This is a genomic window from Brevundimonas sp. Bb-A, assembly GCF_009394735.1.
Classification (GTDB): Bacteria; Pseudomonadota; Alphaproteobacteria; order Caulobacterales; family Caulobacteraceae; genus Brevundimonas; species Brevundimonas aurantiaca.
The window spans coordinates 1,772,497-1,798,005 of the sequence record NZ_CP045456.1 but is presented as its reverse complement, the minus strand read 5'-3'; the positions used below and the strand labels follow the sequence as shown (position 1 = coordinate 1,798,005).

The following is a 25,509-nucleotide window of genomic DNA, read 5'->3' as shown; positions in this document are numbered from 1 at the left end:
CTTCGGGTTCGCGAGTGCGGGACGACGTCGCGTTCAGCGACACCGACCAGGGTGCCCCGGGCATGATGGGTTCCGCAATTTTTCCTCCACGAGGGATCGCCGCGCATTCCGCGCTGTCGTTAAAATCACGCTACGTCTGATCGGCTTCGAAGGCTTTGCCCTCCCTTGCCGCAAGATTTGACGTTTCTTGCGGCCCCCTTGCTTCACCGCCCCGACTGCGGCTCGCATCCCTCAACAAGATTATCGGGCGGCCGGGGACGAGCCTGGCGTGCGACCCGGACGAGGAGGATGTCGTTCATGGCGGAGGCCACACACCCGCAGGGCCATGCCCGGCGGGTCCCCGACAAAGCCGCTTGCATTCTCGCCGAGAGCGGCGAGGTGATGACCTATGCCGAGATGGAGGCATCGGCCAACCAGGGCGCGCGGCTGATGCGCGAGCTCGGGCTGAAGCGCGGCGATGTCGTCGCTGTCGTGCTCGACAACAGTTTCGAGACCTTCACGATCGCTTGGGCCGCCCAGCGGATCGGCGTCTTCCTGACCAGCCTGTCCACAAAGAGCAGTGTGGGCGACCTCGCCTACATTCTGCGAGATGCCGATGCGCGGCTGATGATCGTCTCCGATCGTCTGGCGGCTTGCGGAAGGGCTGCTGCGTCCAACCTCGATATCGCCTCCTTCTCTATAACCGGCCAAAGCGGACTGCAGGATTGGTCGGCCGCTCGTTCAGCCTTTTCCGACCGCCCGCTGGAGGACGCTGTCCCAGGGACCGACATGCTCTATTCGTCAGGCACGACCGGACGACCAAAAGGCGTTCGACCGTCGCTGCCGGACGGCCCGCTCGACGCCCCGACCGGCCTTATGGCCATGGGGCGCGATCTCTACGGCATGAACGAGAACACCATCTATCTCTCGACATCGCCTCTCTATCACGCGGCGCCGCTGCGCTGGGCGATGACGGTGCACCGACTGGGCGGAACGGTCGTGGTCATGAACCAGTTCGATCCCGAACAAGCGCTCGCCCTCGTCGAGCGCTACCGGGTCACCGCCAGCACCTGGGTCCCGACGCACTTCGTGCGCATGCTCAAACTGCCCGAGGAGGTGCGAGCGCGGTACGACGTCTCCAGCATGACGGCCGCCGTGCACGCCGCAGCGCCCTGCCCCGTGCCGGTCAAACAGGCCATGATGAGCTGGTGGGGGCCGATCCTCCACGAATATTATTCAGGCACGGAGGCCTGCGGCATCACGGCCCTTTCCGCAGAGGAATGGCTGGCCAAGCCAGGCTCTGTGGGCCGTGCGGTGCTCGGCAAGGTCCGCATCCTGAACGAGCGTTTTGAAGAACAGCCGGTCGGCGTGGCGGGCGATGTCTATTTCTCCGACGGCCCCGCCTTCGCCTACCATAAGGATCCCGAGAAGACGGCTAAGGCCTACAGTCCTCAAGGGTGGGCGACCTTGGGCGATATCGGCCATCTGGATGAAGACGGCTATCTGTTCCTGACCGACCGCAAGGGCTTCATGATCATCTCAGGCGGGGTGAACATCTACCCGCAGGAGATCGAGAACCTACTGATCACCCATCCCCTGGTCGCGGATGTCGCCGTCGTCGGCGCCCCGGACGATGAGATGGGGGAACGGGTGGTGGCGGTCGTCCAGCCGACCAGCTGGAGCGACGCCGGTCCTGCGCTGGCTGAAGAACTGACCCGTATGGCCCGAGAGCACCTGGGCGGGGTCAAGACGCCTCGTCAGGTCGACTTCCGCCAGACCCTGCCTCGCGAACCCACGGGCAAGTTGCTCAAACGCCTGATCCGCGACGACTACCACGCAAAGGACGCTGTCTCTTGAGCACGATTTCCCACGAGGCACGCGACATCGCCGCCCGCGTCGAATCCTTCGTCCGCGACGTCGTCGCCCCCTTCGAGACCGACGCGCGGTGTTCCGCTCACGGCCCCTCCGACGATCTGGTCCAGGACCTTCGCAACCTGGCGCGCGACGCCGGGGTTCTGACACCGCACATCCGCCCTGACGGTTCCCACCTGACGCAGCGAGAGACGGCTGTGGTCCTGCGGGCCTCGGGCCTGTCGCCGCTGGGCCCCCTCGCCGTCAACGTCGCCGCCCCGGACGAGGGCAATATGTTCCTGATTGGCAAGGTCGCATCGCCGGAAATGAAGGCCCGGTTCCTGGAGCCCCTGGTTTCAGGGCGGGCGCGCTCGGCCTTTTTCATGACAGAGCCAGCGGAGGAAGGCGGCGCCGGGTCGGACCCGTCGATGATGAAGACGACCTGCCGCCTCGACGGCAATCACTGGGTCATCAACGGCCGAAAGGCCTTCATCACCGGCGCAGAGGGCGCTGACATCGGCATCGTCATGGCGAAGTCCGAGGACGGCGCCTGTATGTTCCTGGTCGATCTGCCGGACCCGGCGATCCGGATCGACCGCATCCTGAACACGATCGACACCTCGATGCCAGGCGGCCATGCCGTGGTGACCATCGAGAACCTGCGCCTTCCCGCCGACCAGATGCTGGGCGACAGCGGCGAGGGCTTCAAATACGCTCAGGTACGCTTGGCTCCTGCCCGACTGTCCCACTGCATGCGCTGGCTGGGCGCCTGCACCCGCGCCCATGAGATCGCCGTCGCCTACGCCGTCAAACGCCAAGCCTTCGGCAAGCCCCTGATCGACCACGAGGGCGTCGGCTTCATGCTGGCGGAGAACCAGATCGCCTTGAAACAGGCCGAACTGATGATCGACTGGTGCGCCGGGGTGCTCGACACCGGCGTGCTGGGCGCCGTTGAAAGTTCGATGGCTAAGGTCGCGGTATCGGAGGGCCTCTATGCTGTCGCCGACCGCTGCGTTCAAGTCATGGGCGGGACCGGGGTCACCGACGACACCATTGTCGGCCAGGTCTTTCGCGAACTGCGGGCCTTCCGGATCTATGACGGCCCGACCGAGGTCCACAAATGGAGCCTGGCTAAGGCGATCAAGCGCGAGGCCCGCTCCCACGCCGAGGCGGCAGGAGTATCCCAATGACCGAAGCAGCCAACCCAAACGCCGGCTTCGCCGAGGTCGGCGAAAGGCATCGATTCGACGAGGCGGCCTTGACCGAATGGATGGCGGCGACCATTCCCGACTTCGTCGGTCCCCTGACGGTGCATCAGTTTAAGGGCGGGCAGTCGAACCCGACCTACCGGCTGTCCACCCCCGGCCGGAACTATGTGCTGCGACGCAAGCCGCCCGGACGGCTCGCCGACGGCGCCCATGCTGTCGAGCGTGAGGCGCGCATCCTGACCGCGCTGGGCACGGTCGATTTTCCCGTCCCCCACGTCCACGGCCTCTGCGAGGACCCTGGCGTCATCGGCACGGCCTTCTATGTGATGGACCTGGTCGAGGGCCGGATCTTCTGGGATGCGACCCTGCCCGATATCGCCGCCGAGGATCGCCCCGCCTATTTCGCGGCCATGGCCGACACTCTGGCCCGGCTGCACCAGATCGACTATCGCGCCATCGGGTTGGAAGACTACGGCCGCCCTGACGGCTATGTCGCTCGCCAGGTCAAGCGCTGGACTCGCCAGTACGAAGCCGATCTCGCCGAAGCGGGTACGGAGCCCAATCTGGAAGCCCTGATCGCATGGCTGCCGGAGCATATGCCGCCGGATGGCGCGCCCTCTATCGTCCACGGCGATTTTCGCATCGACAACATGATCTTCCACCCGACAGAGCCGCGCATCGTCGCCGTCCTCGACTGGGAGCTGTCCACCATTGGACAGCCGATCGCCGACTTCGCCTACAACATGATGATGTACCGGATCCCGCCGACGATGCTGACGGGCTTGGTCGGTGCGGACATCGGCGCGCTCAACCTGCCGACCGAGGCCGAATACGTCGATCTCTATCGGCGGCGACGGGGCCTCGACGCCGTGCCGAACCTCGACTTCTACGTCGCTTTCAACCTCTTCCGCCTGGCCGCGATCTTCCACGGCATCAAGGCGCGCATCGCCCGCGGCACGGCCTCATCTGCGCACGCCCGCGAGATGATCGCCACCCTGCCCATCATCTCCAAAATCGCGCTCCAACAAGCCATGCAGGCCCAACCATGACGGACGACGCTCCGCTGCTGATCCAACGCGAGGGTTCGGTCGTTCGCCTGATCCTCAATCGCTCCAAGGCCGGAAACGCCATCAACATCGAGTTGGCCAAAGCCTTGATGGAGGCCGCGATCGCCTGCGACGAGGATCCGGAGGTCCGGTGCGTCGTGCTGACGGGGGCCGGCCGCATGTTCTGCGCCGGCGGCGATGTTCGGCTTTTCGCCTCGGCCGGGGACAGGATTCCTCAGCTCCTGAAAGAACTGACCAGCTACCTGCACTCGGCGATCTCCCGCTTGGCGCGGATGGAGAAGCCCCTGGTCACCATCGTCAACGGCCCGGCGGCCGGCGCCGGTTTCAGCTTGGCGCTGCTGGGCGACATCGCCTTGGCGTCGCCAGACGCCAGCTTCACCCTGGCCTACGGCAAGCTCGGCCTGTCACCGGATGGGGGAGCGACCTGGCTTCTGCCCCGCCTGATCGGTCTGCGTTGCGCCCAAGAGCTGATGCTGACCGATCCGACTCTGCCCGCGGCAACGGCCGCCGACCTGGGACTTGTAACCTCCGTCTTCGACGCCGAAACACTTTCCGCTGAAGCCGACCAGTTGATCGAGCGACTATCCCGTTCGGCCGTGTGCGCCTGGGGTCGCACGCGCGAACTCCTGCTCGGAGCCTATGGCGCTTCGCTGGAAAGCCACCTGGAAGCCGAGGCGAGGATGATCGCGCGGGCGGGCCGGTCCGCCGAAAGCCGCGAAGGGATCGCCGCCTTCGTCGAGCGCCGGCCGTCGGATTTCATTTCGTCCGCCGCCGGTGGATGACGGCGCTTCTACTGCGACAGGACTTCGACGGATGCGCCGGTGGAGACCCAGCCGCGACCTTTCATGAAGGCTTTGGCGGCGTTGATGGCGTCCACGGCGATGATCCGCCCCTCGCGGAGATAGACCACCGAGAAGCTCCGCGTGGCCGGGTCGCCCTGTACGACCTCGGCGTCATGACCGTTCGAGAGTCCGACGGTTTGGAGCTTCAGGTCATACTGATTGGACCAAAACCACGGCAGGGCGTCATGATCGCGGCCCTGCCCCGTCAGCTCGCGCGCAACCGTCGTTGCCTGTTCCGACACACTGGGCACGGACTCGATACGGACCCTGGCGTCGCTGGCGAACTTGCTGGCCTGGTTGGCGCAGTCTCCGATGGCGAAGACATTGGGCAGGTTGGTCCGGCATCGTCCATCGACGTCTATGCCGTTCGTCACCTCGGCGCCCGCAGAGGCCAGGACCGCAACATTGGGCGTGATGCCGATCCCGACGATCACCAGATCGGTCTCGATCCGCTCGCCGTCCGCCAGCACGACATGGCTGACCCGGCCTTGCCCTTCGAAACAGGCGACGCCGACGCCCAGCCGAACATCCACGCCCTGCGCACGATGCTCGTCAGCGAAGAAATCGGAAAGGGTGGGGCCCGCCACCCGCGCCAGCAACCGGGCCTGGGCTTCCACCAGGGTTACCGACTTGCCAAACTTCCTAAGAACGGCCGCGGCTTCCAGACCGATATAGCCGCCGCCCACGATGACCACGTGTTTTACGCCGGGCAGCTCGGCCAGAATGGCGTCGATGTCCGCCCGGCTGCGCACGGAATGGACCCCTGCCAGATCCGCGCCGTCGCACTTCATCCTTCGCGGCGATCCGCCAGCCGCCCAGACAAGCACGCCATAGCGCACGACACGGCCCGACGCCGTCTGCACGGTCTGGGCCTGCGCATCCACCTGAACCACCGTCTCGTTCGTCATCAGCGTGACGGCTTTTTCGGTCCAGTATGTCGCGGGTCGAAGATGTAGCCGCTCGAATGTCTTCTCGCCGGCGAAATATTCTTTCGAGAGCGGCGGCCGCTCATAGGGCGGCTCCGGCTCGTCGCCGATGAGGGTGATCGAGCCGCCGAACCCGAGTTGGCGAAGCGAGATGGCGGTCTGTGCGCCGCCCTGCCCACCGCCGACGATCAGGACATCGGACGAATGTTCGCCGTCGCTCATCGCCCTACTCCTCTGGCGCGATGCGAACGACCAGCCCCGCCATTTCCGCCGTGACGGGCAGTTGGCATGACAGGCGGGAGTTCGGCTGGCGATACAGGCTGCACTCCAGCATGTCGGCCTCGTCCGCCGCCATTTCCGGCAACGCCCCTTGGTTCGCCTCAACGAACACGTGACAGGTCGCGCACGAGCACGAGCCGCCACAGAGGGCGACGACCTCGTCGATGCCGGCGTTGCGGATGGTCTCCATGACCGAAGAACCGATCTCGGCATCGACCGAAACGGCGTCGCCCTCGCGCAGGATTACGGTAACGGCCGGCATCAGCCCTGCTCCTGCAAGACGGCCTTGCGGCGGCTCTGAATGGGTGAATCGGTGGGCATCAGGCTCGGCTTTCAGAAAAGGTCCCGCCGACCGCTCGCAGCCTAGCGGCGATCGGCGGGAGTTTCCGGGGAGGAAGAGGGTGGCGACGGCGCCGCCGTCGCGAATGAGGATCAGGGAATGAGCACGGCCTTCACGCATTCACCCTTGTGTTGCGCCTCGACGGCGGCGTTGATTTCGGACAGCGGCCAGGTCTTGGTCAGCTTCTCGATCGGGAACCGCCCCTCGCGATGCAGAGCCACGAGCTCCGGGATGAAGCCGTCCAGATCACTGTCGCCCTCGATGATCCCCTGGATGCGATGCCCATAGGTGATCAGACCGGCCAGATTGATCGCGACGCTGCTCTCCGGCTTAGGGGGCACCCCGACCAGCCCGAGGACGCCGTGGCTGGCCAGGCTGGCCAAGGCCCCTTCCACCACCGGCTCACGCCCGCTGGTTTCTAGGGCGTAGTCGACGCCGTCAGGCAGGATGGCCCGGATGGCCTCGACCACGTCGCCCGTCGCCGGGTCGATGACGTGGGTCGCGCCCAGTTCTAAGGCCAGATCGCGCCGCGCCTTGATCGGCTCGACCAGGATGATGGTCCCACAGCATTGGATGACGGCGCCCATGACGGCCGAAAGCCCCACCGGACCTCCGCCGAAAATAGCCAGAGTCGATCCCGCCGGACAGGCCAGGGAGCGCATGATCCCCCCGGCCCCCGTTTGAAACCCGCAGCCCAGCGGACCCAGGATTTCGAGCGGCGCATCGGCGTCCTCGATCTTCACGACATTGCGCTCGAACGCCAGGGCGTGACTCGCAAAGGACGACTGTCCGAAAAAGTTTGCCGAGATCGGCTGACCGCCGAGACTGACGCCGGTCGAGCCGTCCTTTCGCGCACCCGCATAGTTCAAGGCCGGAAACTCCCGGCAATAGGAAGGCAGGTGATCATCGCATCGCGAACAGTGTCCGCAACTGGCGAAGCTCAGCACCACGCGGTCGCCCGGCGCCACCTTGGTCACGCTGGAGCCGACCGCTTCAACGATCCCCGCCCCCTCGTGGCCCAGCACGGCCGGCAAGGTGACAGGAATGAAGCCGTCGCGCGCAATCAGGTCGGTATGGCAAAGTCCGACCCCCGTGATCCGGATCAAGACCTCGTCGGCGCGCGGCGTCTCGATCTCGACGGTTTCGACGGAGAAGTCCGCGTGCGGCTTTCGGGCAATGGCGGCGGTGATCTGCATATGTCTATCCTGGGAAGGCGAAACAGGGAGGGATCACGGCAGGGCCACGACCACGGATTTGGATTCGAGGTAGGCGTCGAGCACGTCCGGCCCGTTTTCCCGTCCGATGCCCGACCGCTTCGTCCCGCCGAACGGGAAGGCCGGATCGGCGGCAAGAATGCAGTTTACGAACACGGTGCCGGCTTCCAGCTCCGCCGCCGCCCGATGCGCGACGCCCAGGTCGCGGGTCCAGACGTGGGCGGCTAGGCCGTAGTCGCTGTCGTTGGCCATCGCGACGGCCTCGTCGAATTCGTCAAAGGGCGTGACCGACAGCACCGGGCCGAACACTTCTTCGCGGGCCACCTCGGCGTTGACGGGCACGTCGCGCAGTATGGTCGGCGGATAGAAATGCCCTTGGTCCGGGACGACGCGCGCGTCCCCATATCGTTGAACACCCGACGCCAAAGCGCGATCGACGAAGCCAGCGACCCGGTCATATTGGCGCGCGCTGATCAGAGGGCCGAGCTGCGCGCCACGATCAGAGCTTACGCCCATCGGCAAGGCCGCCGCCGTCGCCGCCAGACCCGCCAGCGTCTCCTCATAGATCGACCGATGCGCATAAAGCCGTGTGCCCGCGTAGCAGACTTGTCCCGAGTTGAAGAAACAGCCGAAGGCCGCCTCGGGGATCGCCTTGGCCAGATCCGCGTCCTTGCAAATGATCGATGGCGATTTTCCGCCTAACTCCAGCGTCACGCGCTTCAGATCGGGGATCGACGCCGACAGCACCGACTGCCCCGTCCTGGTCGATCCGGTGAAGGCCACCTTGGCGATCTTCCGATGCGCGGCCAGCCGTGCGCCGGCATCCCCGCCGCCCGTGACCACCGACAGGACGCCCGCGGGCAGTCCGGCCTGCACCGCCAGTTCGGCCAGGCGCAGCGCCGACAGGCTGGTTTCCGGCGCGGGCTTCAAAACGACGGTGCACCCTGCCGCGAGCGCGGGGGCGATCTTCCACATAGACAGCACCAACGGGAAGTTCCAGGGTGTGATCGCGGCGACGACGCCGACCGGCTCGCGCCGCGTATAGACATGATGCCCGGCCGGAGACGCCGCCAGACCCCCGGCCCGCCCCTGGATCTTGGACGGCCATCCGGCATAGGCGCGCAGCCATCCCACCGTCGCCGGGATGTCGATGGTCTCGGCAATCGAGATGGGCTTGCCCGCGTCCAGCGCCTCCAGCGCCGCCAGTCTCGGCAGATCGGCTTCGATGGCGTCGGCGAATCTGTGCAACAGGGCTTCGCGCTGCAGCGGGATCAGATCGCGCCAGGCCGGAGACTTCAGGGCGATCCAGGCGCCCTCGACGATGGCGTCGACGTCCGATGCGGACGCCTCAGGGATCTGCGCGAATACCTGGGCGCGGGACGGATCTTCGTCGTCAAAAGTGGTCCCGACCCACAAGGCGTCGCCGCCCGCCCGAAGCCTCAGCTCAGGCAACACCAGATCGTCGAAACCCTGAAGACTGGCCATCAAGCGGCCTCCTTGCCGCGCCGGCGGTAGTCGCTCGGCGTCTCTTGAAAATACTGGCGATAACTGCGGGTGAAGTGGCTCTGGCTCTTGAAGCCCAGACTGTCGGCGATCTGCGCCATCGACAGTTCCGACGCACCGAGCAGAAACCGGGCGCGATCCAGCTTGGTCCGCATGACGAACTGATGCGGCGTAGTGCCAGTCGCGCGACGGAAGACCCGGCAGAAATGCGAGGGCGTCAGCCCTGCTGCAGCCGACATCTCCTCAAGGCTGTGATCGGCCTCCGGCGCCTTCTTCACTTGATCCATGACTGTATGGAGCCGGAATGAAGAGTTGGATGACGTCGGGATCAACGGGGCATGAGCACGATCAGCGCCTCTGAGGACATGAGACGTAAGCGCCGTCATCAGGGTGGCAACGTACCCATCTCGTTCGACGGAGTCCGGCGTATAGAGCTCCGACAGCACCTGGCGCGTCAGCGCGGCCCCCAAGGCGTCTGAGAAGGCGAAACGAAGTTGCTGGAACCGGGCCGAATGCGGCGAAGCGTTCAACAAATGCGGCGCAAGGCTCAGGGTGACCGTGTCCAGTTCCCCATCTACCCGCCAGCGTGAGGCCATTCCCGCCGGCACTATGGTCGCGTCGCCGGGCATGGAGCTGTTGCCCGTCCACCCGTCCCGGTCCCAGGTCTTCACCGGCTTGCCGCCGATGTGCATGACGAAAACGGGCGTCGGAAGGGGCGGCAAGGCATAGCTGCCGACGAACCGTCGCCAGCGCGACAGGCGCCAGCCCTCGGCCGGACCGCCGAGCGCGATATCCGGCTTATCGCACAGCGTATCGCTAATGATCGCTTCTGTAGCCCAGTCGTCGTCCGCCATGGTCGCTTCCTCAAGCAGGGACCAGCCTGGTATCCAGGTTCTTCAGTCCGTTGATGAAGTTCGATCTGAAACGGCGAGGCGGCGCAACAACTTCGAAACGCCCTACCCGTCTGGCCAGCAGCCGGAAGGCCACTCGCAACTGCATTTCCGCCAGCCGCGAGCCCACGCAAACGTGCTGACCGGAGCCAAACCCGACATGGACGACGCCCTTGCGGGTCAGATCGAACCGATCGGCGTTCTCGAACACCGCCTCGTCCCGATTGCCCGAGGCGTAGAACACCACGACCTTGTCGCCCTTGCGCACCGCCTGGCCGCCGATGACCGTGTCCTCGGTCGCCGTGCGGCGCATATGGATGACGGGGCTGGCGTGCCGCACCATCTCGGCCGTCGCGGTCTTCAAGAGATCAGGATCCGCCCTGATCAGGTCCCACTGCGACGGGTCTTTCGACAGGGCGAGGATGGTGTGACTCAGCGAGTTTCGCGTCGTCTCGTTTCCGCCGACCAGCACCAGGATCAGGTTGCCGACGAAGTCACGGAACGGGACCGGCTGGCCGTCGATCTCGGCATTGGCCAGCAGGCTGGCGATGTCCGGTCCGGGCGCGGCGCGACGGCGTTCGAACAAGTCCTGACTGAAGGCGAAGAACTCGGCCATGACCGCCCCCATCGCCTCGGCCGACTGGCGGAACTCAGGATCGTCTTCGCCCACGAAGGCGTTGGTCCAGTGATAGAGGTCCTTCCAGCGTTCAGACGGGACGCCCAGAAGCTCGGCCAGGGTCAGCAGCGGCAACGGCGCCGACAGTAGAGGCACCAGATCGACGACTTCGTTCAGGGGGATCTGATCCAGCAGCCGTTCGACGCGTTCTTCGATGCGCGTCTCGATGTCGCCAAGCCGCACAGGCGACAACGCCGGCATGATCACCTTGCGATACTGGGTATGGGTCGGCGGGTCGATCGAGATGAAGGGGACGCCAACTGCAGAATCCCCCGCCCCCGTCAGCCCCACCTCGTTCTCGTTGAAGATCCGGTGGCCGCCGTTGTCGTAGGCCGACGAGAACAACAGCGGCTGTTTGGACACCTCGACGATATCCGCATGTCGCGTCACCGCCCAGAAGCCTGCGCCGTCCACCTCGGGATTCCAATGGACCGGAGCTTCGCGACGCAAGGTCGCGAAGACGTCGTGCGGCATCTGGTCGACGTAGAGATCCGGGTTTTTCAGATCCGGCACGTCGAAGGGCGCCTGGCTGGAGAGCATCGCCATCAGAAGGCCTTCGAGATCGTCAGGCCATAGGTGCGGGGAGCAGACGGCACCAGGAAGTTGAACGGGAAGCCCGCGCCTCGCAGGTCCAGACCATAAGAATAGGTCTCTTTCTCGAAGGCGTTGTTGACGAAGGCCCGGATCGTCAGATCGTCTCGCGCCCACGAGAGCGAGGCGTTGACCTTTGCATAGGCGTCCTGCTGCAGCTCCGAGTTCACCTGGCCCGTCCCGGCGGCGTTCTTCTCGTTGAACGGCGAGAAATACTGGCGGCTGAAATAGCTGACCGTCGGCGAGAACGTCAGTGCGCCGCCCGCCGGTCGCACAAACGTCCAATCGAAGCCCAGCTGCGCTGTGACCTTTGGCGCAAACGGCAGATCATTGCCCGAGAGGTCCACGCCCTGGAGCGTCAGTTCCTTGTAGGTCGCATCCAGATAGCCCAACGAGCCGTTCAGCTTGAAATCGGGCATGGGGCGATATCCGAACTCCACCTCACCGCCATACACTTCCGACTTGGGCGCATTCACCAGGAACGACACCGGCCCGGCGCGGGTATCCTGCACCTGCTGGTTCGAATAGTCATAATAGAATACCGCCGACGACAAGGTGAGACGCTCGTCGATGAACCGCCCCTTCAGACCCGCTTCATAGGCGTTTACTTCCTCCGGCTGGATAAAAGTAATACCGGCCGAAGACGTATAGCCGCCGCCGTTGAATGCTCCGGATCGATAGCCACGGCTGTAGCTGGCATAGGCGTGCACGCCGTTGTCGAACGTATAGGACAGCGCCAACCGCCCTGTGACGGCGTCGGAGTCACCGTCAATATTGTAACGCGCCGCCGGATCATAGGCGCAGGTTCCGGCAGGCGTTGCGCAGGGCACGGTGGACGCCAACGGCGTCATCTCGCCACCGATATCGCCGGCGAACAGATAGGCGTAACCGTCGCGATATTCGGCGTCGTCCTGAGTGTAGCGAACACCTGCCGTGACCGTCAGTTTAGGCGTCAGGACGAAGTCCGATTGTGCGAAGATCGCCCACGACTTTCGCGTTTGCTTGTAATGCTCGAAGAAGCCGCCGTTGACGTTCGGCCCCAGAGCGCTGCCGATATTGAACAGGTTGTCGGTGACGATCTCGTCGGTTCCGTAGAAACCGCCCACGACGGCATGGATCTTGTCAGTGTCATAATTCAGCCGAAGCTCCTGGCTGAACTGGTCGAAGTCCGACTTCCAATTGATGTCCAAGAGATCGAGCGACGAACCATCTGCGGCCTGTTGTAGATCCTGGTTGCCGCCGTCCTTGGAGGTAATCGACGTCACAGTGACCGTCGGGCTCAGCTCTGCGGCGACGTTCAGCGCGACGCCCCAGGCTTCGGTCTTGTTGTCGCCGACCCGGTTCTCGTTGATCTCGAAGAACCCAGTGCCGTCGCCGGGTCCAGAAAGCCCGTGAATACCGGCCTGGGCGCCGCGATCACGCCCCGCATAGGCGCGCAGATTAACGTCCACAGGACCGTCGTTGGGTTTCCAACGCACCGACAGCCGTCCCTGCAGCGTATCGACCGAGTTGGAATCACGCCCGTTCGCAGCCAGGTTTTTCAGCTGACCATCGCCTTTGACATAGTTGACCGCCGCTCGGACTCCGAGTTCGTTCTCCACCAGCGTTGTCTCGAATGCGCCTTGGGCGCTGACGGTATTGAAGTTGGCGTAGCCCGCTTCGACCCGACCTTCCGTCCCCGCCAGATCCGGCCGCATGGTGATGAAGTTGATCGCGCCGCCGGTGGTGTTACGCCCGAACAGCGTGCCCTGAGGCCCGCGCAGCACCTCGATCCGATCCAGGTCGAACAGGCCCATGCCCTGGCTTGTGCGCGATGCGATATAGACGTCGTCGATGTAGACGCCGACCGGCGAGGCCTGGTTGGCGTTGTATTCATTGGCAACCGAGATGCCCCGCAGCGAGAAGTTCGGCTGAGTGTTCCCGTAGGGGCTGGACACCTGAAGATTGGGCACGGCCGTCGCCAGGCTCGCCGAGTTGGTAATGCCTTTGGTAGTGAGAGTTTCGGTGTTGAGCGCCGATATCGCGAGCGGCACATCCAACAGCGCTTGAGTACGGCGCTGCGCGGTCACCACGATGTCGTCGACGGCGCCCGCCGGACCGGGCTGCGTCGGGGCCGCTTCTTGAGCAAGCGCCCCACCCGCGACCGAAGTCATCAGTATGGCAAGCAGAACGCACCTCTGACGTAGAGTCCGCATATCTTCATCCTCCCTAGAACATGAGCCGTGTCTCGGCCCTTTTTGTTGTTCTTGACGCTAGGGCGGATTGTGCGGATTGGCTTTGCCAGGGCTTGCTCCAAGATTTGACAAATCTTGCGCTCGCCGGATTTGCAGGCTGCAAGCCGCCCGAACGCCACAACGCTCGCCTAGCCGCGAAAAACGAACGACGTTCCCCCCATCCGACATCGCTTTTCCGGCCCTACACAGATCGCTTCAGAGGGGGCTTCTCCAGAGCAACACAAGCCAAAGCGGCGCCACCCCGGACAATCTGAACGCGGCCTCCGGCGCACGCTCTTCGGCCCTCAGGCCGGCCTGGCTGCGCCATCGTCGCCGTACGGTCCCGACCTCACCGAGGACATTCTCACCAACTGCGGCGTGGCGGTCGTCTTCGCCCCGAAGGCCTTGCGCGTCGCCCAGGAGCTCAGAGAGCGTTTGGGCGACGCCAACGGTCCGGGCCTGAGCCGCAGCCGTCCGACCGGCCTGGGCGCCGGGCGCCGCACTCCAGACCCGGCTGATGGCCGAGGCCCTGGACCGTTTCCAGGCGCGCCGCGCCCCTCAACAAGCGAGGGACAGGCACGAGGCGCGCGACCGGGGCGGATCCCGCTAGTCGCGCCGCCCCGCCAAACTCGGTTCAGAGCGGGGCGAACCAGTGCGCCAGAGCGGCCTTGGTCGCCAGCGCGGCGAACAGGGCCCAGCCGAAGCTCAGGAAGGTGCCGATGATGATATATTCGGCCTGGTGACGATCCGTCTGATCCTGGACGTCCCGGAAGCGCAGGATGGACTTGGCGGCCAGCAGGAAGCCGACCCCTTCCGGATGGCCGATCAAGATGAAGGTGATCGTGAGCCCCCGCTCGAGCCAGCCGATGTAGCGCCCGGCGCTGCGCATGCCGATGATCGGCGCCGTCGGCAGCGGTCCATTCGGCGGCGCCGACGTCGGCGCCAACGGCTCCACCAGCTTCTTGATCACCACGCCGCCAACCGGAACCCCGACGACCGCGCCGCAGACGACCGACAGGACCGCATAGATCTGAAGCTGGACATCGGACGGCGCCATGCCCCAGAGGCTCTGCCGCGCCAGGTCGGGCCAGGCCAGGGCCAGGGCGACCAGAACCGAAATATGCACCGCCTGATCCAGGCTGAAGCTCCACAGCCGGTCGCCCAGCCAACGGGTCTTGGCATAGTCCATGGCGAAATGGCTGACGGCCATCAGGGCCAGGGGCGCGAGAGTGTCGCGCTGGAAGCCCGACGATCGGAAAGCCGGCCGACCATCGGGCTGACCAAGACGGCGTTGACGGTGTTCAATTAATCGGGCGTCGCCGTCATGAGCTACGTGGCGAACATGATGGTTCAGGCTCGCCCCGACGCTTGAGCGCCTATGAGCGCGAGACGGTATGACGTGCCCGCTTCCTGATCCCCCGATTTGAGCGAGAGTCCGTTTCATCCTGATCTGCTCATGTGGCGCCCCCGCCATGGCGACGCCCTAGTCGCGGCTCGGGATCCGGATGAGCAGTTGAGCCTTGGGAAAATCGACCGCGAAGGCCTCAAGATTGTTCAGCAAATCCGACCCCAGAATAAAGGTCGGGGGAGATAAGTCGGCGGTAGAGGGGCCGCCTTGGGCTGAGAAGAAGAGGTTTAAGTCCCGGAAGGTCACAGGACCGACCGCGAGATGTCCGACCACGGCGGATTGAACAGCAGCGCCCTGACCCGCCGCGCCCCGCATGACCCCTGCGGCCTTGATTCGCGGGTCGTCCTCAGCCCAGCCCAGAACTTGGGCGGCGGCGCCCGAAACCACCGAAATCGCCGCGCCCGTGTCGACAAGCGCATCCAGTTTCACCCCGTCGATCTCCACCGGAACCACCAGGAGGCCGGCGTCGTTCAGCCGGCCTTGAATCACCGCGTACCCGTCGTGAGGGCCGCCGGACGGCTCCAGGCGGATCCGATAGGCGATCTGGTCGAAAACCAGACGCCCGGAAGCGAGCATTTCCATGCCTACGATCCCCCGGGCCTCGGTCACGCCTTGGTTCGGCAGAGCGGGAACGGCGACCGCGTCCGCGTCGAACAGATCGGTCTGGAACCGATCCACGGCAAAGAGACGAGCCTGTTCCGCCCCGGACACCCCGTTGACGCCCAGTCCGCCGTCGAGTTCGGGCAAGTCGAGCTCATCCGCCAGGCCGGTCGAGACGAGGCTGGTCTGGGCGCCGGTGTCCAGCACCATGGCGAAGGGGCCTTGGCCGTTGAATCGGGCCGTCAGGGTAGGACGCCCGCGGGTGTCTCGCCCCAATACCGTCGAAGGAGCCGCAGGCGTCGCCGCAACGTCGCCCGACGAACCGTCGACGGAAAGGATCAAGCCAGGCGTTTGAGCCGGCGACTGGGCGGCCAGGGCCAAGCTGGCGATAACGGCTGAAAGCGACATGACGGACTCCTGATGGTCCCGTCAGGCTTAGACCCGCCAGCTTGTCGGAAGCTGGCCCCGACCCGCTCGTCAGAAATCCCCTTCGGTCTGCAGCGGGGAGAATCTCAGCGCGACCTCGGCTCCGCCTCCGGGCGGCGCACTGACCTCCACAGCCCCCTTGTGACGGTCGATGACGGATTTCACGATCGCCAGACCCAGGCCAAAGCCGCTCCGGCCCCGTGTCGATATCCGCGTGAACGGTTCGAACAGGGCCTTGACCTGATCCGCCGGAATTCCCGGTCCCTGATCGCGAACCCGCACCCAGCCGGCCTTGTCGAGGCGTACTGTGACGACCTGCCCCTCTGCTGAAAACGACAGGGCGTTGTCGATCACATTGCCGATGGCGGTTTCGACCAGACCCGGGTCCGCCCGGATGCGATAGCTTGTGACTTCGCGCTCGAACCTCAGGTCGAGACCACGCTTGCGCGCCACCGTCTCGCGCTCCCCGACCACTCGCCCCGTGACCGTGACCAGATCGGTCTCCCGCATCGCGTCCTCGGCCTCGCCGATGGTCATCAGGGTCAAAAGCTTGTTGGCCAGATCGGTCAAACGACGCACATCCGAAACCAGCTTATCCTTCAACGGCCCCTCATCCAGGATTTCCAATCGGGTGCGCAAAACCGTCAGCGGGGTTCGCATCTCGTGCGCAGCGGCGGACAGAAAGAAGCGCTGGCGGCGCTGGGCCTCATCGACGCTCACAATCATCTGATTGAGGGCCGAGACGAGCGGCGTCACCTCAAGCGGCAGCCCGCGTTCGGGAAACAAGCCCGGCAAGGCGTCTGGATCCAGGTCGCGCGCCATGGCCGCCACGCGCCGGATTCTCAGCATATTGATCAGCAGGATGACGGCGAAGACGACAAAGGCGGCCCCGACAGTGAACAGAAAAAGCCCGCCGTAGCTCCAGATGAACTTGCCGTAGAGCTGGGCCGAACTGGCCGCTGCAGTGGTAGTCGGGTGCTCGATCCCCGCATATTCGTAATAGCTTCGCTGCCCGCCGCAATCAGCGTAGGCCAGGAAACTCTTGCCCCGACCGCCCACCTCGTCGCGGGCGGTGTTCAGACACAGACCGTCATAAGCCGCCGAAAGATTCTGTCGCTCCAGCCGATCAAAGGCCAAGCTGATGAAGAAGGGCGTACCCTCCCCGCGCCTGTAGTTCTGGCCGTTGACCCGAACGAAATAGCGAAAGTTGGGATTATGAGCTTCGATCTCCCGTAGAACTGGATCCTGACTCAGGTCGTCTCCCGACCCAGGCTTTTCCCGTTCGGCGAAGGCGAAACGGCTCAGGACGTCTGAGGCGCGCGTGGCCGTGCGCGCCAGAGGATCCGCCACCCCGCTGGGTTCAACGGACAACAGGGGCCGGATGGTGAAGAAGTAGACGCCGAACCCGACGAACAGCACGGTGATGAGCGCCAACTGGCCAAACATCGACCTGTGCAGGGTCCGCGGATTAAAGCCCAAACCGTCCTCCTCGCCCATCGGCGCAGTCGCAGCCTAGCCTGCCCCGACGTTGCGCGAAACCGATCTGATCTCGCCCTAGGACTGTATTACCTCGGTCAATGGCGGGAGCGCGCCAAAATGAGTGACGGCGACGCGGTCCGCATGACGAGCCAGAAGCTGGGCCAGGGCGTCATGGGCGCGGCGTCTTTCGACGCGATCCGGCAACAGCGAGAGGGCGTCGACCAGGTCGGTTGGCGTCAGCGGCGGGTCGCCGGGCTCCAGGGCGGCGGAAGCGGCCGGATACAAGGTCTGGAGCAGAGCCGCCTCGAGCAGCCCCTGGGTCGCCTCCAGATCGCCCGAGCGCGCGGCCGCCCGCGCCATAGCCAACCGCATCTGCGCCGAGGGCGAGGGCATCGCGCTGAGCCGGGTTTGGAGCTCCCGGAGCCGTGTCGGATCCAGAGACGAAGCCGTCTCCTCGACCAGGGCCAGATAGAGCGACAAATTATGCACCGACAGGGCGCCTTCGCCGAGCCTCGTCTCCAAGTCCATTCGCCGAGACATGTCCGCGCCCTGCGCCACGAGACCCCGGGCGACCTGTCTGTAGAGGCGCATCTGCACCGCCTGACTCGCCGGCGGCAAGACGGACAGTTCCGCCTCCAGTTCTTCCGTGACCTCGGCGCGACGAGCCAGGGCGTCCGCGACTTGCGGCGCATATTGGGCCGCCGATGGATCCGCCAAGGCGTCGATCAGCGACTGGCGCGCGACCGTATCCCCATCTTCCCGACCGCGCAGCGTCGTCTCTCTCCAGAGCCCACGGAGAACCTGACCCGCCGCGCCGTCCGCCGCGACGAGACGATCAAGCGGCCGATCTTGCCGAGCGTCGAGCGGAGACCACTCGGGCTCTGCGGTCTTGAGCGCCCGCACGGCTGGAGCGTCAGGGAACTTCTGCTGATAGGCCTCCCACACGGGACCGAATGCGCCGAGCATTTCGCCTTCAGTGGAGCGGGGCTGGCTCGCGCGTGTCGACAGCTGGCTGATCCAGTCGGCGTCGTCCAGATCGACGCTGGAGGCTTCCGCCGTGCGAGCGGCCTCGGCGTCGGCCCCGATAAGACGGAGCGCCAAGCCCAAGACCGTAGCGGCCTCCTGGTCCTCGACATGGGCCGCGACATAGGGACGGGCTGTATCGACCAGGGCCGCGACGTCGCCGGACTGGGCCTGCAAGGTCATCAGAGCGGCGACATAGGCCGTGTTGCCAGGTTCGAAGACCACCAATCGACGATAGGCCGCCAACACGTCCGGATCGGGCGAGGCCTGCCTCAGGGCGTCACGAAGAAAACGACGTTGAAAACGCGCCGTCTCTTCGCGGGTCGCCGAAGACCGCGCGAGGAAGGCGTCGAAGGCCGCCTTCCGCTCGGCGGCGAAGCGGGTGCGCAACAGGGTTTGCAGGCCGATGTCATTGGCGGAGTCCGCCTGTTCGATCAGCGCGGTCAAGGCTTCGAAGCTCGCGCTCCGTTCTCCCTCGAACCAGGCGCTCAGCACCTCTGGCAGATGCGTCCCGTCCGGGTAGCGCAAGGCCGCGGCCCGCGCCGCCTGCAGTAGCAGCGCCCGGCTGCCCTCCGGCGCATCCAGCCGCAGAAGCAGGCCGGTGAAGTTGGTCACGCTATTGTCCGAGTTGGGTCGATCGGCGCCGATATCCCGGATCAGCGCGGCCTGAAGGCGCTCTCTCTGGGCGGCGGACAAAGGGTGGTCCAGGAGACGGCCGGCGATCGCCTCCTGTAAGCTGGACACCGCGCCGGTCTGGATCATCCGCTCGACCAGGGTCTCATAGAAGCCGATCAGCCGATCTTCGTCGAACCGCGCCGCCATCTGATCCAGCGGATCGGGACCGCCGCGTCGACGCCCCGCCGCTGAGGCCGTCGGCAGGGGATCTCCCCCGCGGGTGACGAGGAGATTGATCAGGGTTTCGTCGTCGATCAGCCGACGTCCGGCCGCCGATTCGAAACGCGCCAGACGTTCGGGATCGATCCGATAGAGGTCGAAGAAGACGTCGTCGCTGAAACCCGATGCCAGCAGCGGCGGCAGGATGTCCTGGCGGAGCATGGACGGCGACGCGAACTCCGCCGCCTTCATCAGCAAGATGATCAGGCCGTTGGGCTGAGGTGCTGCGGCGCCCAGCTCGCGCGCCGCACGCCAAGGCGCCTCTTCTGCAATGGCCTGGGCCGTCAAACCCTGAATATGCGCACGGTCGCCTGTCTCGAAGGCCAAAACGAGGTCCAGTTCAAACTCGCCGTCACGCGCGACCTGACGGCGGAGGTCGTCGAGCGGATTCTGCTCGGCATGGGCCGTCGGATCGGTTCGATAGGCGGCAAGCGCCCTCTGGTACGCCGTGTCGCCGCCATATAGGGCCTGCAACGGCGCCTCGGCCTCGATCAAGACCGGCTTGTCCAGAGCGGCGGCCAAGCGACGATTGACCGCCACGACTAAGGCCAGGCGCGGAGCGTCCGCCAGCTTGGGCTCAGCGCCATCCGCCTCTGACGACGCCATGGCCGCATCAAAGGTCGCTCGCCAACTCGCAAGCCGGTCTGCGTCGTCCTCCCTGGGCCAGGTCAGCAGCAGGCCTTCGATCAGGGTCGGCCCGTATTGAACGGCGTCCAGGTTGGGGGGCGCGTCTCCGACCAGACGTGACGGTTGGCGACGGATCAGCAGGTTCACCGCCTTCCAGTAGAGGCCGCTCGCCTCGTTCGTCAGCCCTTGCGCCTCCATCAGCTCGGCCGTCCGCGACAACAGATCGAGATTGTCCTGATCCTGCAATAGAGCCAGGCGGTAGCTGGCCAAGGCGTCCTGGGGGCGCCCCACGGCCGCATAGGCCTCGCCTCGCAGCGCCTCAACATTCACCAGCCCCCCCATATCGCCCATCAGGGCGAAGGCGCGCTCGGCGCCGGCGACGTCGCCCTGTTCGAGGAAGGCCTTGGCCAAGTCGGCGTAGAATTCCGGCGGATAGGGTTTGTGCATGGCGACCAGGCGTCGCCCATAGACGACCTTGCGAGCCGGGTCTCCAGCACCGGTCTCGCTGGGCGAAGTCAGGGCGATCAGCTGACGCAGGACGGCGGGCTTCTGATCTCCCGCGACCGCGAGAGAGGATTGAAGCGCCCGTCTCTGGGTGTCGAAGTCGCCCCGTTCCTGGCTGACGTCCCCGACCAGGGACGAAAGGCGCACATCGTCGCCATAGGTCAGAATGCGTTCGAGAACCGCGCGTCTGGCCCAGCCGAGCCGCGCCTGCGTCAGATCCGCCGGCACGGGCGGACTCCCCTGGCCGCCAGGCGCCAGGACGTCGAGCAGCCCGTTGACCGCGGCCACAAAGCCCGCCTCGTCGGTGGCCGTCTCGGCCTTGTATTGCAAGAGGGCGGCGGCCTGGACCACATCGCCCCGCGCCTTGAGGGCGGCCGTGTATTCCAGCAAGGCGTCGATGTCGTTCGGCGCCAGGGCCAGGGCGCGGCGGTGCTGAACCAGAGCGGCGTCCAGCCGATAGCCGGAGGTGTAGATCGAGGCTGCGAACCGCGCAGCATCGGCTCCGTCCAGCCGACCGGTCCCCTGGATACGGGTCAAAAGGGCGTCGATCCGGGCGTTGCGCGCGGCCTCGTTCTCGGCGGGGTCGGGGAACCGCAGGACGTTGATGATCAGCCGGCGAAGATAGGCTTCCGCATTTTGGGGATCTCTGTCGGCAAGGCGCGCCAAGGTCTGGTTCAGCGCCGCGTAGTTGCGCATTCGCGCCTGAACCGAGGCCAGTTGCTCCAGGGTGCGTACCTCGCCCGCAGCCGAGCGTTCGGCGTAGGTCCGGATGGCGCGTTCAGCGCCCGCGCCGTCTGCCTGGGCGATGCGGATTTCGACCAGGAGATTGACCTCGCCCGCGTCGGCGGCGCCGCTGGCGATCCGCTGCTCCAATTCCGCGCCGATGACGTCCAGGCGGTCGAGCCTCTGGGCCGCCCGGATAATCAGTCGCTGCAGATAGGTCTTGCGGGCCGGAAGCTGGGTCCGGGCCCAGAGGCTGCGCCACCGATCCAGCGCCTCTTGGGGGCGTCCGGCCGCATACGCCAGTTCGGCGATGTGGGCCTGCTGGTCGTCGTCCAGGACGCCGCCCGCCCGTTCGATCGACAGCAGGGTGTCGAGCGCCTGATCCTGACGGCCCAGACGTTCATAGTCCTCGGCCACTGCGAGCTGTGTCGCCACATCGTTCGGCCGAAGCGCGCGCAGGGCCTTCAGCCCGGCGTCGGCCTCGGCGTCCCTGCCCTGGTCGATCGCGACCTCGATCTCGAAGCGCCGCACCGCAACAGCCAGGTCCGGACGAGCGCCGGCCTCGCCCAGCAGACTGCGAGCCTGATCGCCGAGCCCCATGGCGATCATACGGCGCGCCGCCTCGATCTGGGCCTCGGCTCGATCCCGGTTTGCGGCGAAGAAGAGCTTGTAGACGGCGACCGCGCCGTCCACGTCGCCTTGTTGCAGATGGAGGGCGGCAAGGTCGTTCGACCAGCGCGCCTCTGCGGGCTGGGCGCGGATCAGTCGGGCGTATTCCGCCTTGACCTCGTCGGTGCGGCCGGCGGCGCGCAACACGCCGAGAAGCCGCTCGCGCAGGGCTGCGTCTCCGCTGGCCTGAACAAAGGCGACTGCCTCGTCGTAGCGCCCCAGTTCCAAGAGGACGTCGAGGCGAGTCTGATCGACCTCAGGTCCACGCGGCCGCCCAGCCAAATCCCTCTCGGCCCCAGCGAGATCGTCCACCGTCCGATAGGCCTCGACCAAAAGAGCCAAGGCGTACAATCGATCTTCCGACGTCGCCCCCACCTCGAAAGCGCGCCAGGCGGCGGCGGCGGCGGCGGTTCGGTCGCCTGCCGTGACCGCCCAGTCCGCCTGCCTGACGGCTGCGGCGTAACCCTGGACCGAGGGACGATACAGGCTGAGGGCGTCTCCGGCGCGTCCCAGCAACCCCAAAACAGCCGCCGCTCGATTGGCCGCCTCGGGTCCGGCCTGAGCCAGTTCGGCCAGGGCGAGCGGCCGACGGCCTGTCACCCCGATCACCGCCAACCTGCGGTCGATCATGATCCGTTCGGCCGCATCGCCGGACAGGGCGCGGGCGCGTTCGTAAAAGCCGGTCGCGGCGCCGGCCTGGCCCTGAATGTCCAGCAGACGCGCCCGCAGCAGAAGGGCGTCGGTCGTTTCGCATTGGGTCAAGACGGCTGAGACGGTGTCGCCCGCCGCCTCAGCCTGACCGTCGCGCCATAGCAGCACCGCCTTCAGCACGGCGGCCCGACAGGCGATGCTCCGGTCGGGAGACACGGCCAGGCTATCGAGACGCGCCATGACGCCTGCCAGGTCGTCGGCCAGAACAGCGCGCGCATACAGTCTGTCCGCCGCGGCGAAGTCGAGACGCTCGGCGTTCAAAAGGCCTGGCTCGATAGGGGAGGCGGTCATCTCCACCTGGGGCGCCGCCAGAACCGTCGTCGGCGCCACGCCGCAAAGGCTCGCGCCCAGGGCCAGGAAGAGGGTTGGGGAGCGGAGGATCATAGTCAGGCTCCCGCGGCGGTCCGCCGAGGCGGCCAACGGCGATACAGAATGTCGGCCAGATACAGGGCCAGGGCCAGCCAGCACAGCCAGCCCCAAAGATCCAGGGCGGCCGCCTCCTCACCGTGGGCGCCTGGCTTGGCGGCAAGCGCCGCAACGGTGTCGAACGCCTCGCCCCCGGTCAGGCGCGACAGTTGATCGAGCGGCATGGCGTCGGCTTCGGACAGGGGACGGTCCGGGTCGCCGCCAGCAAAGGCCGGCAGGGCGGCGCGTGTCACGCTTTCGGCTTCACGGACCTCCACACGCACCGGCCGGTCAGACGCGACCTGAACGGTCGCCGTGAAAAGTCCGGGGGCGCGTGCGACCGGCGCCAGAAACTGCTCCCCGCCCCCGTCGCCGAGGAGACGCAAGCTTGGGACGCCGTCTCCACCGCCGCGCACCCGCTGCGCGACGATCGACACCTGTCCGCCGACACGGCCGAGACGCACGTCCCAGTCAGGGCGCCTATCCGCCGTTCGCGCGATCAACCGTCTCAGCCAGTCGCCATAGCCGTCCCAATTGCGCCAACCGGCCGCGCCCTCGCCCACCGGCTCGGTCATCAAGGCCGTCACCCGCCCCGCGCCCCACTGCCAGCTGGCCAAGACAGGATCGCCGGTCCCCGTCCGCAGCAGGGTGTCGGCCAGGGGCCGCCCCCCGACGCGGGCGTAGCCGTCGAGCGCCGGCGGCGGGGCGGTCAGACCGCTCCATCCGTAAGCCGGGGCCGATGCGGCAAGGACGAAACCACCGCGCTTTACGCCGGGCTCGGGCTTCTGCTGCGGCTGTTTCAGGTTGATCTCGACCAGGCTGAACTCGTCATTGACCACATAGAAGCGACCGCGCCCCAGACGGGCCCACTGGGCCATGCGAGCCTCGCCCTCAGCGCTGCCTCCCACCAGGACGGTGGAGACGCTCACCTGATCCTCGGCGATATGGCGGATCAGCTGCGGATAGCGATCAGCGTTCACACCGGCGTCGGAAATGACCAGGATATGGCGATATCGGGCCTGGGTGTTCTGCAGACCGTAATAGGCTTCCTGCAGGGCGCCGAACAGGTGTTCGCTGCCGCCCTGGGCCTGGACGCGGCCGATGGCGCGCTCGACCTCGGGAATGTCTCGCGCGGGCTGCATAGGGGCGACCCACTGGCGTCCGCCGTAGAATTCGACCACGCCGACGCTGTCGGCAGGGGTCAGTTTGCGCACGGCCAGGCGGGCAACCTGTTTGCCCAGATCCAGAGGCGCCCCCAACATGGACCCCGAGGTGTCGATGACCACCGCCAGGGCCACGCTGGGATCCTCGGTCAGCTCATCCTGTCTGATCTCGACCGGCAGGGCCGCCGCCAGGGGCGTGTCGGCATAGCCGCCCGGCGCAAAGGCCGCCTCGCCGCCCGAAACCACAAGGCCCAGGCCGCCCTCGCGCACGGCGGCGACAAGGCGAGCCTGACTGGAAGCCGACAAAGCCGAGGCTGGAACGTCGTCCAGCATGACGGCCCGATAGGCGGCCAGATTCATCGTTCCCAGGGTCGCAGGGGCTCGGGTTTCGACCCGTACCCCGTCGCCAAGCAACCGTTGCAGGGCTGCGCCCGCGCCGGCCTGACGTCCGTTGGCGTAGAGAAGGGGCAGGGGATCCTGAACGGCCAAGTCGGTTTGATAGCGACTGACCACCTGGCCGTCGCGCGACAGCTCAAGCCGCAAGGCGTGATAGCCGGAAGGCTCCCCCGGCAGAGACAGGGAGACGGTCAAGGCGCCGTCCAGATCGAATGGACCGATCGCCGCGACCCGACGTGCTCCGTCAAAGACCGCGATAGACAGGCCCTGCCCCGCGCCTTCCAATCCGACGTGCAAGGGAATGTGTTCACCGGCTCCGACGACCGGGGTCGCGACCCGGGCGATGAAGGCGTCTTGTCGGCCGGCCGCCAGGGTCACCGTATCGACCGCCACGCCCCGCGACAGCAGCCCGTCGACGGCGCGCCCCCAGTCACGGTCCGTGCTCAGACCGTCGCTGACCAGGGTGATGCGCCCTTTTGCGCCCTGGGGAAGGACGTTCAAGGCCAGGGCCAGGGCCTTGGTCAGAGAGTCGTCGCTCGGTTTGGCGCCCAGAAGAACGAAGCGATCGGCGCGCAGCTTCAACGGCGCCCCGCCGCGTTGGATCACGGTGACCGGGCCGTCGGCCCGGCGACGGGCGACGGCGGCGGTCACAGCCTCGCGCACCTGCTCGCGCACCGCCGGAGACAGGCGGTCGCCCTGATCCACGACGAAGACCTGCGGCGCGCCGCGCCTGGGATAGATCAGACTTGGTTGGGCCAAGGCGGCGATCAGGGCTGCAAAGACGGCGAGACGCAGAGCCAGGCGCAAGGGGGCGGCCTTGCGCGCCCACCAGACGAAGACGGGCAGCAGAAGCAGAAGCCAACCGGCCTCGGGATGAAGAAAGGTCAAGGACACGATCAGAA

Annotated in this window: 16 protein-coding genes; 4 read left to right on the top strand and 12 right to left on the bottom strand. The window is 66.1% G+C overall.

The features are described from left to right. The first annotated feature begins 297 nt into the window (after nucleotides 1–297). The 4 genes from BSP_RS08860 to BSP_RS08845 are packed head-to-tail and all read left to right on the top strand — an operon-like array spanning nucleotide 298 to nucleotide 4,887. Nucleotides 298–1,836: an acyl-CoA synthetase gene (locus BSP_RS08860; RefSeq protein ID WP_152950018.1), complete on the top strand. Its 1,539-nt coding sequence runs from the start codon at nucleotides 298–300 to the stop codon at nucleotides 1,834–1,836. After that, nucleotides 1,833–3,020, top strand: coding sequence for an acyl-CoA dehydrogenase family protein (locus BSP_RS08855; protein WP_227975904.1), 1,188 nt, complete (start codon nucleotides 1,833–1,835; stop codon nucleotides 3,018–3,020). Before BSP_RS08860 ends, BSP_RS08855 begins: the two co-directional genes overlap by 4 nt. After that, on the top strand, nucleotides 3,017–4,087 hold the full coding sequence (locus BSP_RS08850) for a phosphotransferase (protein WP_152950017.1): 1,071 nt from the start codon (nucleotides 3,017–3,019) through the stop codon (nucleotides 4,085–4,087). Before BSP_RS08855 ends, BSP_RS08850 begins: the two co-directional genes overlap by 4 nt. Then, complete coding sequence (locus tag BSP_RS08845) at nucleotides 4,084–4,887, top strand: enoyl-CoA hydratase/isomerase family protein (protein ID WP_152950016.1); 804 nt, start codon at nucleotides 4,084–4,086, stop codon at nucleotides 4,885–4,887. Before BSP_RS08850 ends, BSP_RS08845 begins: the two co-directional genes overlap by 4 nt. 8 nt (nucleotides 4,888–4,895) lie before the next feature. On the opposite strand, the gene BSP_RS08840 is transcribed toward BSP_RS08845, so the two are convergent. From BSP_RS08840 to BSP_RS08785, 12 genes are all read right to left on the bottom strand, one after another. Continuing rightward, complete coding sequence (locus BSP_RS08840) at nucleotides 4,896–6,095, bottom strand: NAD(P)/FAD-dependent oxidoreductase (protein ID WP_152950014.1); 1,200 nt, start codon at nucleotides 6,093–6,095, stop codon at nucleotides 4,896–4,898. Nucleotides 6,096–6,099: 4 nt separating this feature from the next. After that, complete coding sequence (locus tag BSP_RS08835) at nucleotides 6,100–6,414, bottom strand: 2Fe-2S iron-sulfur cluster-binding protein (RefSeq protein WP_152950012.1); 315 nt, start codon at nucleotides 6,412–6,414, stop codon at nucleotides 6,100–6,102. A 170-nt stretch (nucleotides 6,415–6,584) separates the two neighbouring features. Further along, the gene (locus BSP_RS08830) at nucleotides 6,585–7,688 is read right to left on the bottom strand and encodes an NAD(P)-dependent alcohol dehydrogenase (protein ID WP_152950010.1); all 1,104 of its coding nucleotides are present in this window, start codon (nucleotides 7,686–7,688) and stop codon (nucleotides 6,585–6,587) included. A 33-nt stretch (nucleotides 7,689–7,721) separates the two neighbouring features. Continuing rightward, on the bottom strand, nucleotides 7,722–9,191 hold the full coding sequence (locus BSP_RS08825; RefSeq protein WP_152950008.1) for an aldehyde dehydrogenase: 1,470 nt from the start codon (nucleotides 9,189–9,191) through the stop codon (nucleotides 7,722–7,724). Next, on the bottom strand, nucleotides 9,191–10,063 hold the full coding sequence (locus BSP_RS08820) for a helix-turn-helix transcriptional regulator (protein ID WP_152950006.1): 873 nt from the start codon (nucleotides 10,061–10,063) through the stop codon (nucleotides 9,191–9,193). Before BSP_RS08820 ends, BSP_RS08825 begins: the two co-directional genes overlap by 1 nt. 10 nt (nucleotides 10,064–10,073) lie before the next feature. Then, entirely contained in the window at nucleotides 10,074–11,321 is a 1,248-nt protein-coding gene (locus BSP_RS08815; protein ID WP_227975903.1) for a cytochrome P450, read from the bottom strand. Continuing rightward, nucleotides 11,321–13,519: a TonB-dependent receptor gene (locus BSP_RS08810; RefSeq protein WP_227975902.1), complete on the bottom strand. Its 2,199-nt coding sequence runs from the start codon at nucleotides 13,517–13,519 to the stop codon at nucleotides 11,321–11,323. The genes BSP_RS08815 and BSP_RS08810 overlap by 1 nt, the downstream gene beginning before the upstream one ends. 694 nt (nucleotides 13,520–14,213) lie before the next feature. After that, on the bottom strand, nucleotides 14,214–15,023 hold the full coding sequence (locus BSP_RS08805; RefSeq protein ID WP_227975901.1) for a DUF3307 domain-containing protein: 810 nt from the start codon (nucleotides 15,021–15,023) through the stop codon (nucleotides 14,214–14,216). Nucleotides 15,024–15,062: 39 nt separating this feature from the next. Continuing rightward, on the bottom strand, nucleotides 15,063–15,995 hold the full coding sequence (locus BSP_RS08800; RefSeq protein WP_152950000.1) for a retroviral-like aspartic protease family protein: 933 nt from the start codon (nucleotides 15,993–15,995) through the stop codon (nucleotides 15,063–15,065). Nucleotides 15,996–16,064: 69 nt separating this feature from the next. Continuing rightward, nucleotides 16,065–17,447 carry a HAMP domain-containing sensor histidine kinase gene (locus BSP_RS08795; RefSeq protein ID WP_227975900.1) on the bottom strand — a complete coding sequence of 461 codons (1,383 nt, stop codon included), beginning with the start codon at nucleotides 17,445–17,447 and terminating at the stop codon, nucleotides 16,065–16,067. Between the two features lie 120 nt (nucleotides 17,448–17,567). Then, nucleotides 17,568–23,027 carry a hypothetical protein gene (locus BSP_RS08790; protein ID WP_152949997.1) on the bottom strand — a complete coding sequence of 1,820 codons (5,460 nt, stop codon included), beginning with the start codon at nucleotides 23,025–23,027 and terminating at the stop codon, nucleotides 17,568–17,570. A gap of 2 nt (nucleotides 23,028–23,029) precedes the next feature. Beyond that, nucleotides 23,030–25,495, bottom strand: a complete 2,466-nt coding sequence (locus BSP_RS08785; protein ID WP_152949995.1) for a VWA domain-containing protein — start codon at nucleotides 25,493–25,495, stop codon at nucleotides 23,030–23,032. Between the last annotated feature and the right edge of the window lie 14 nt (nucleotides 25,496–25,509).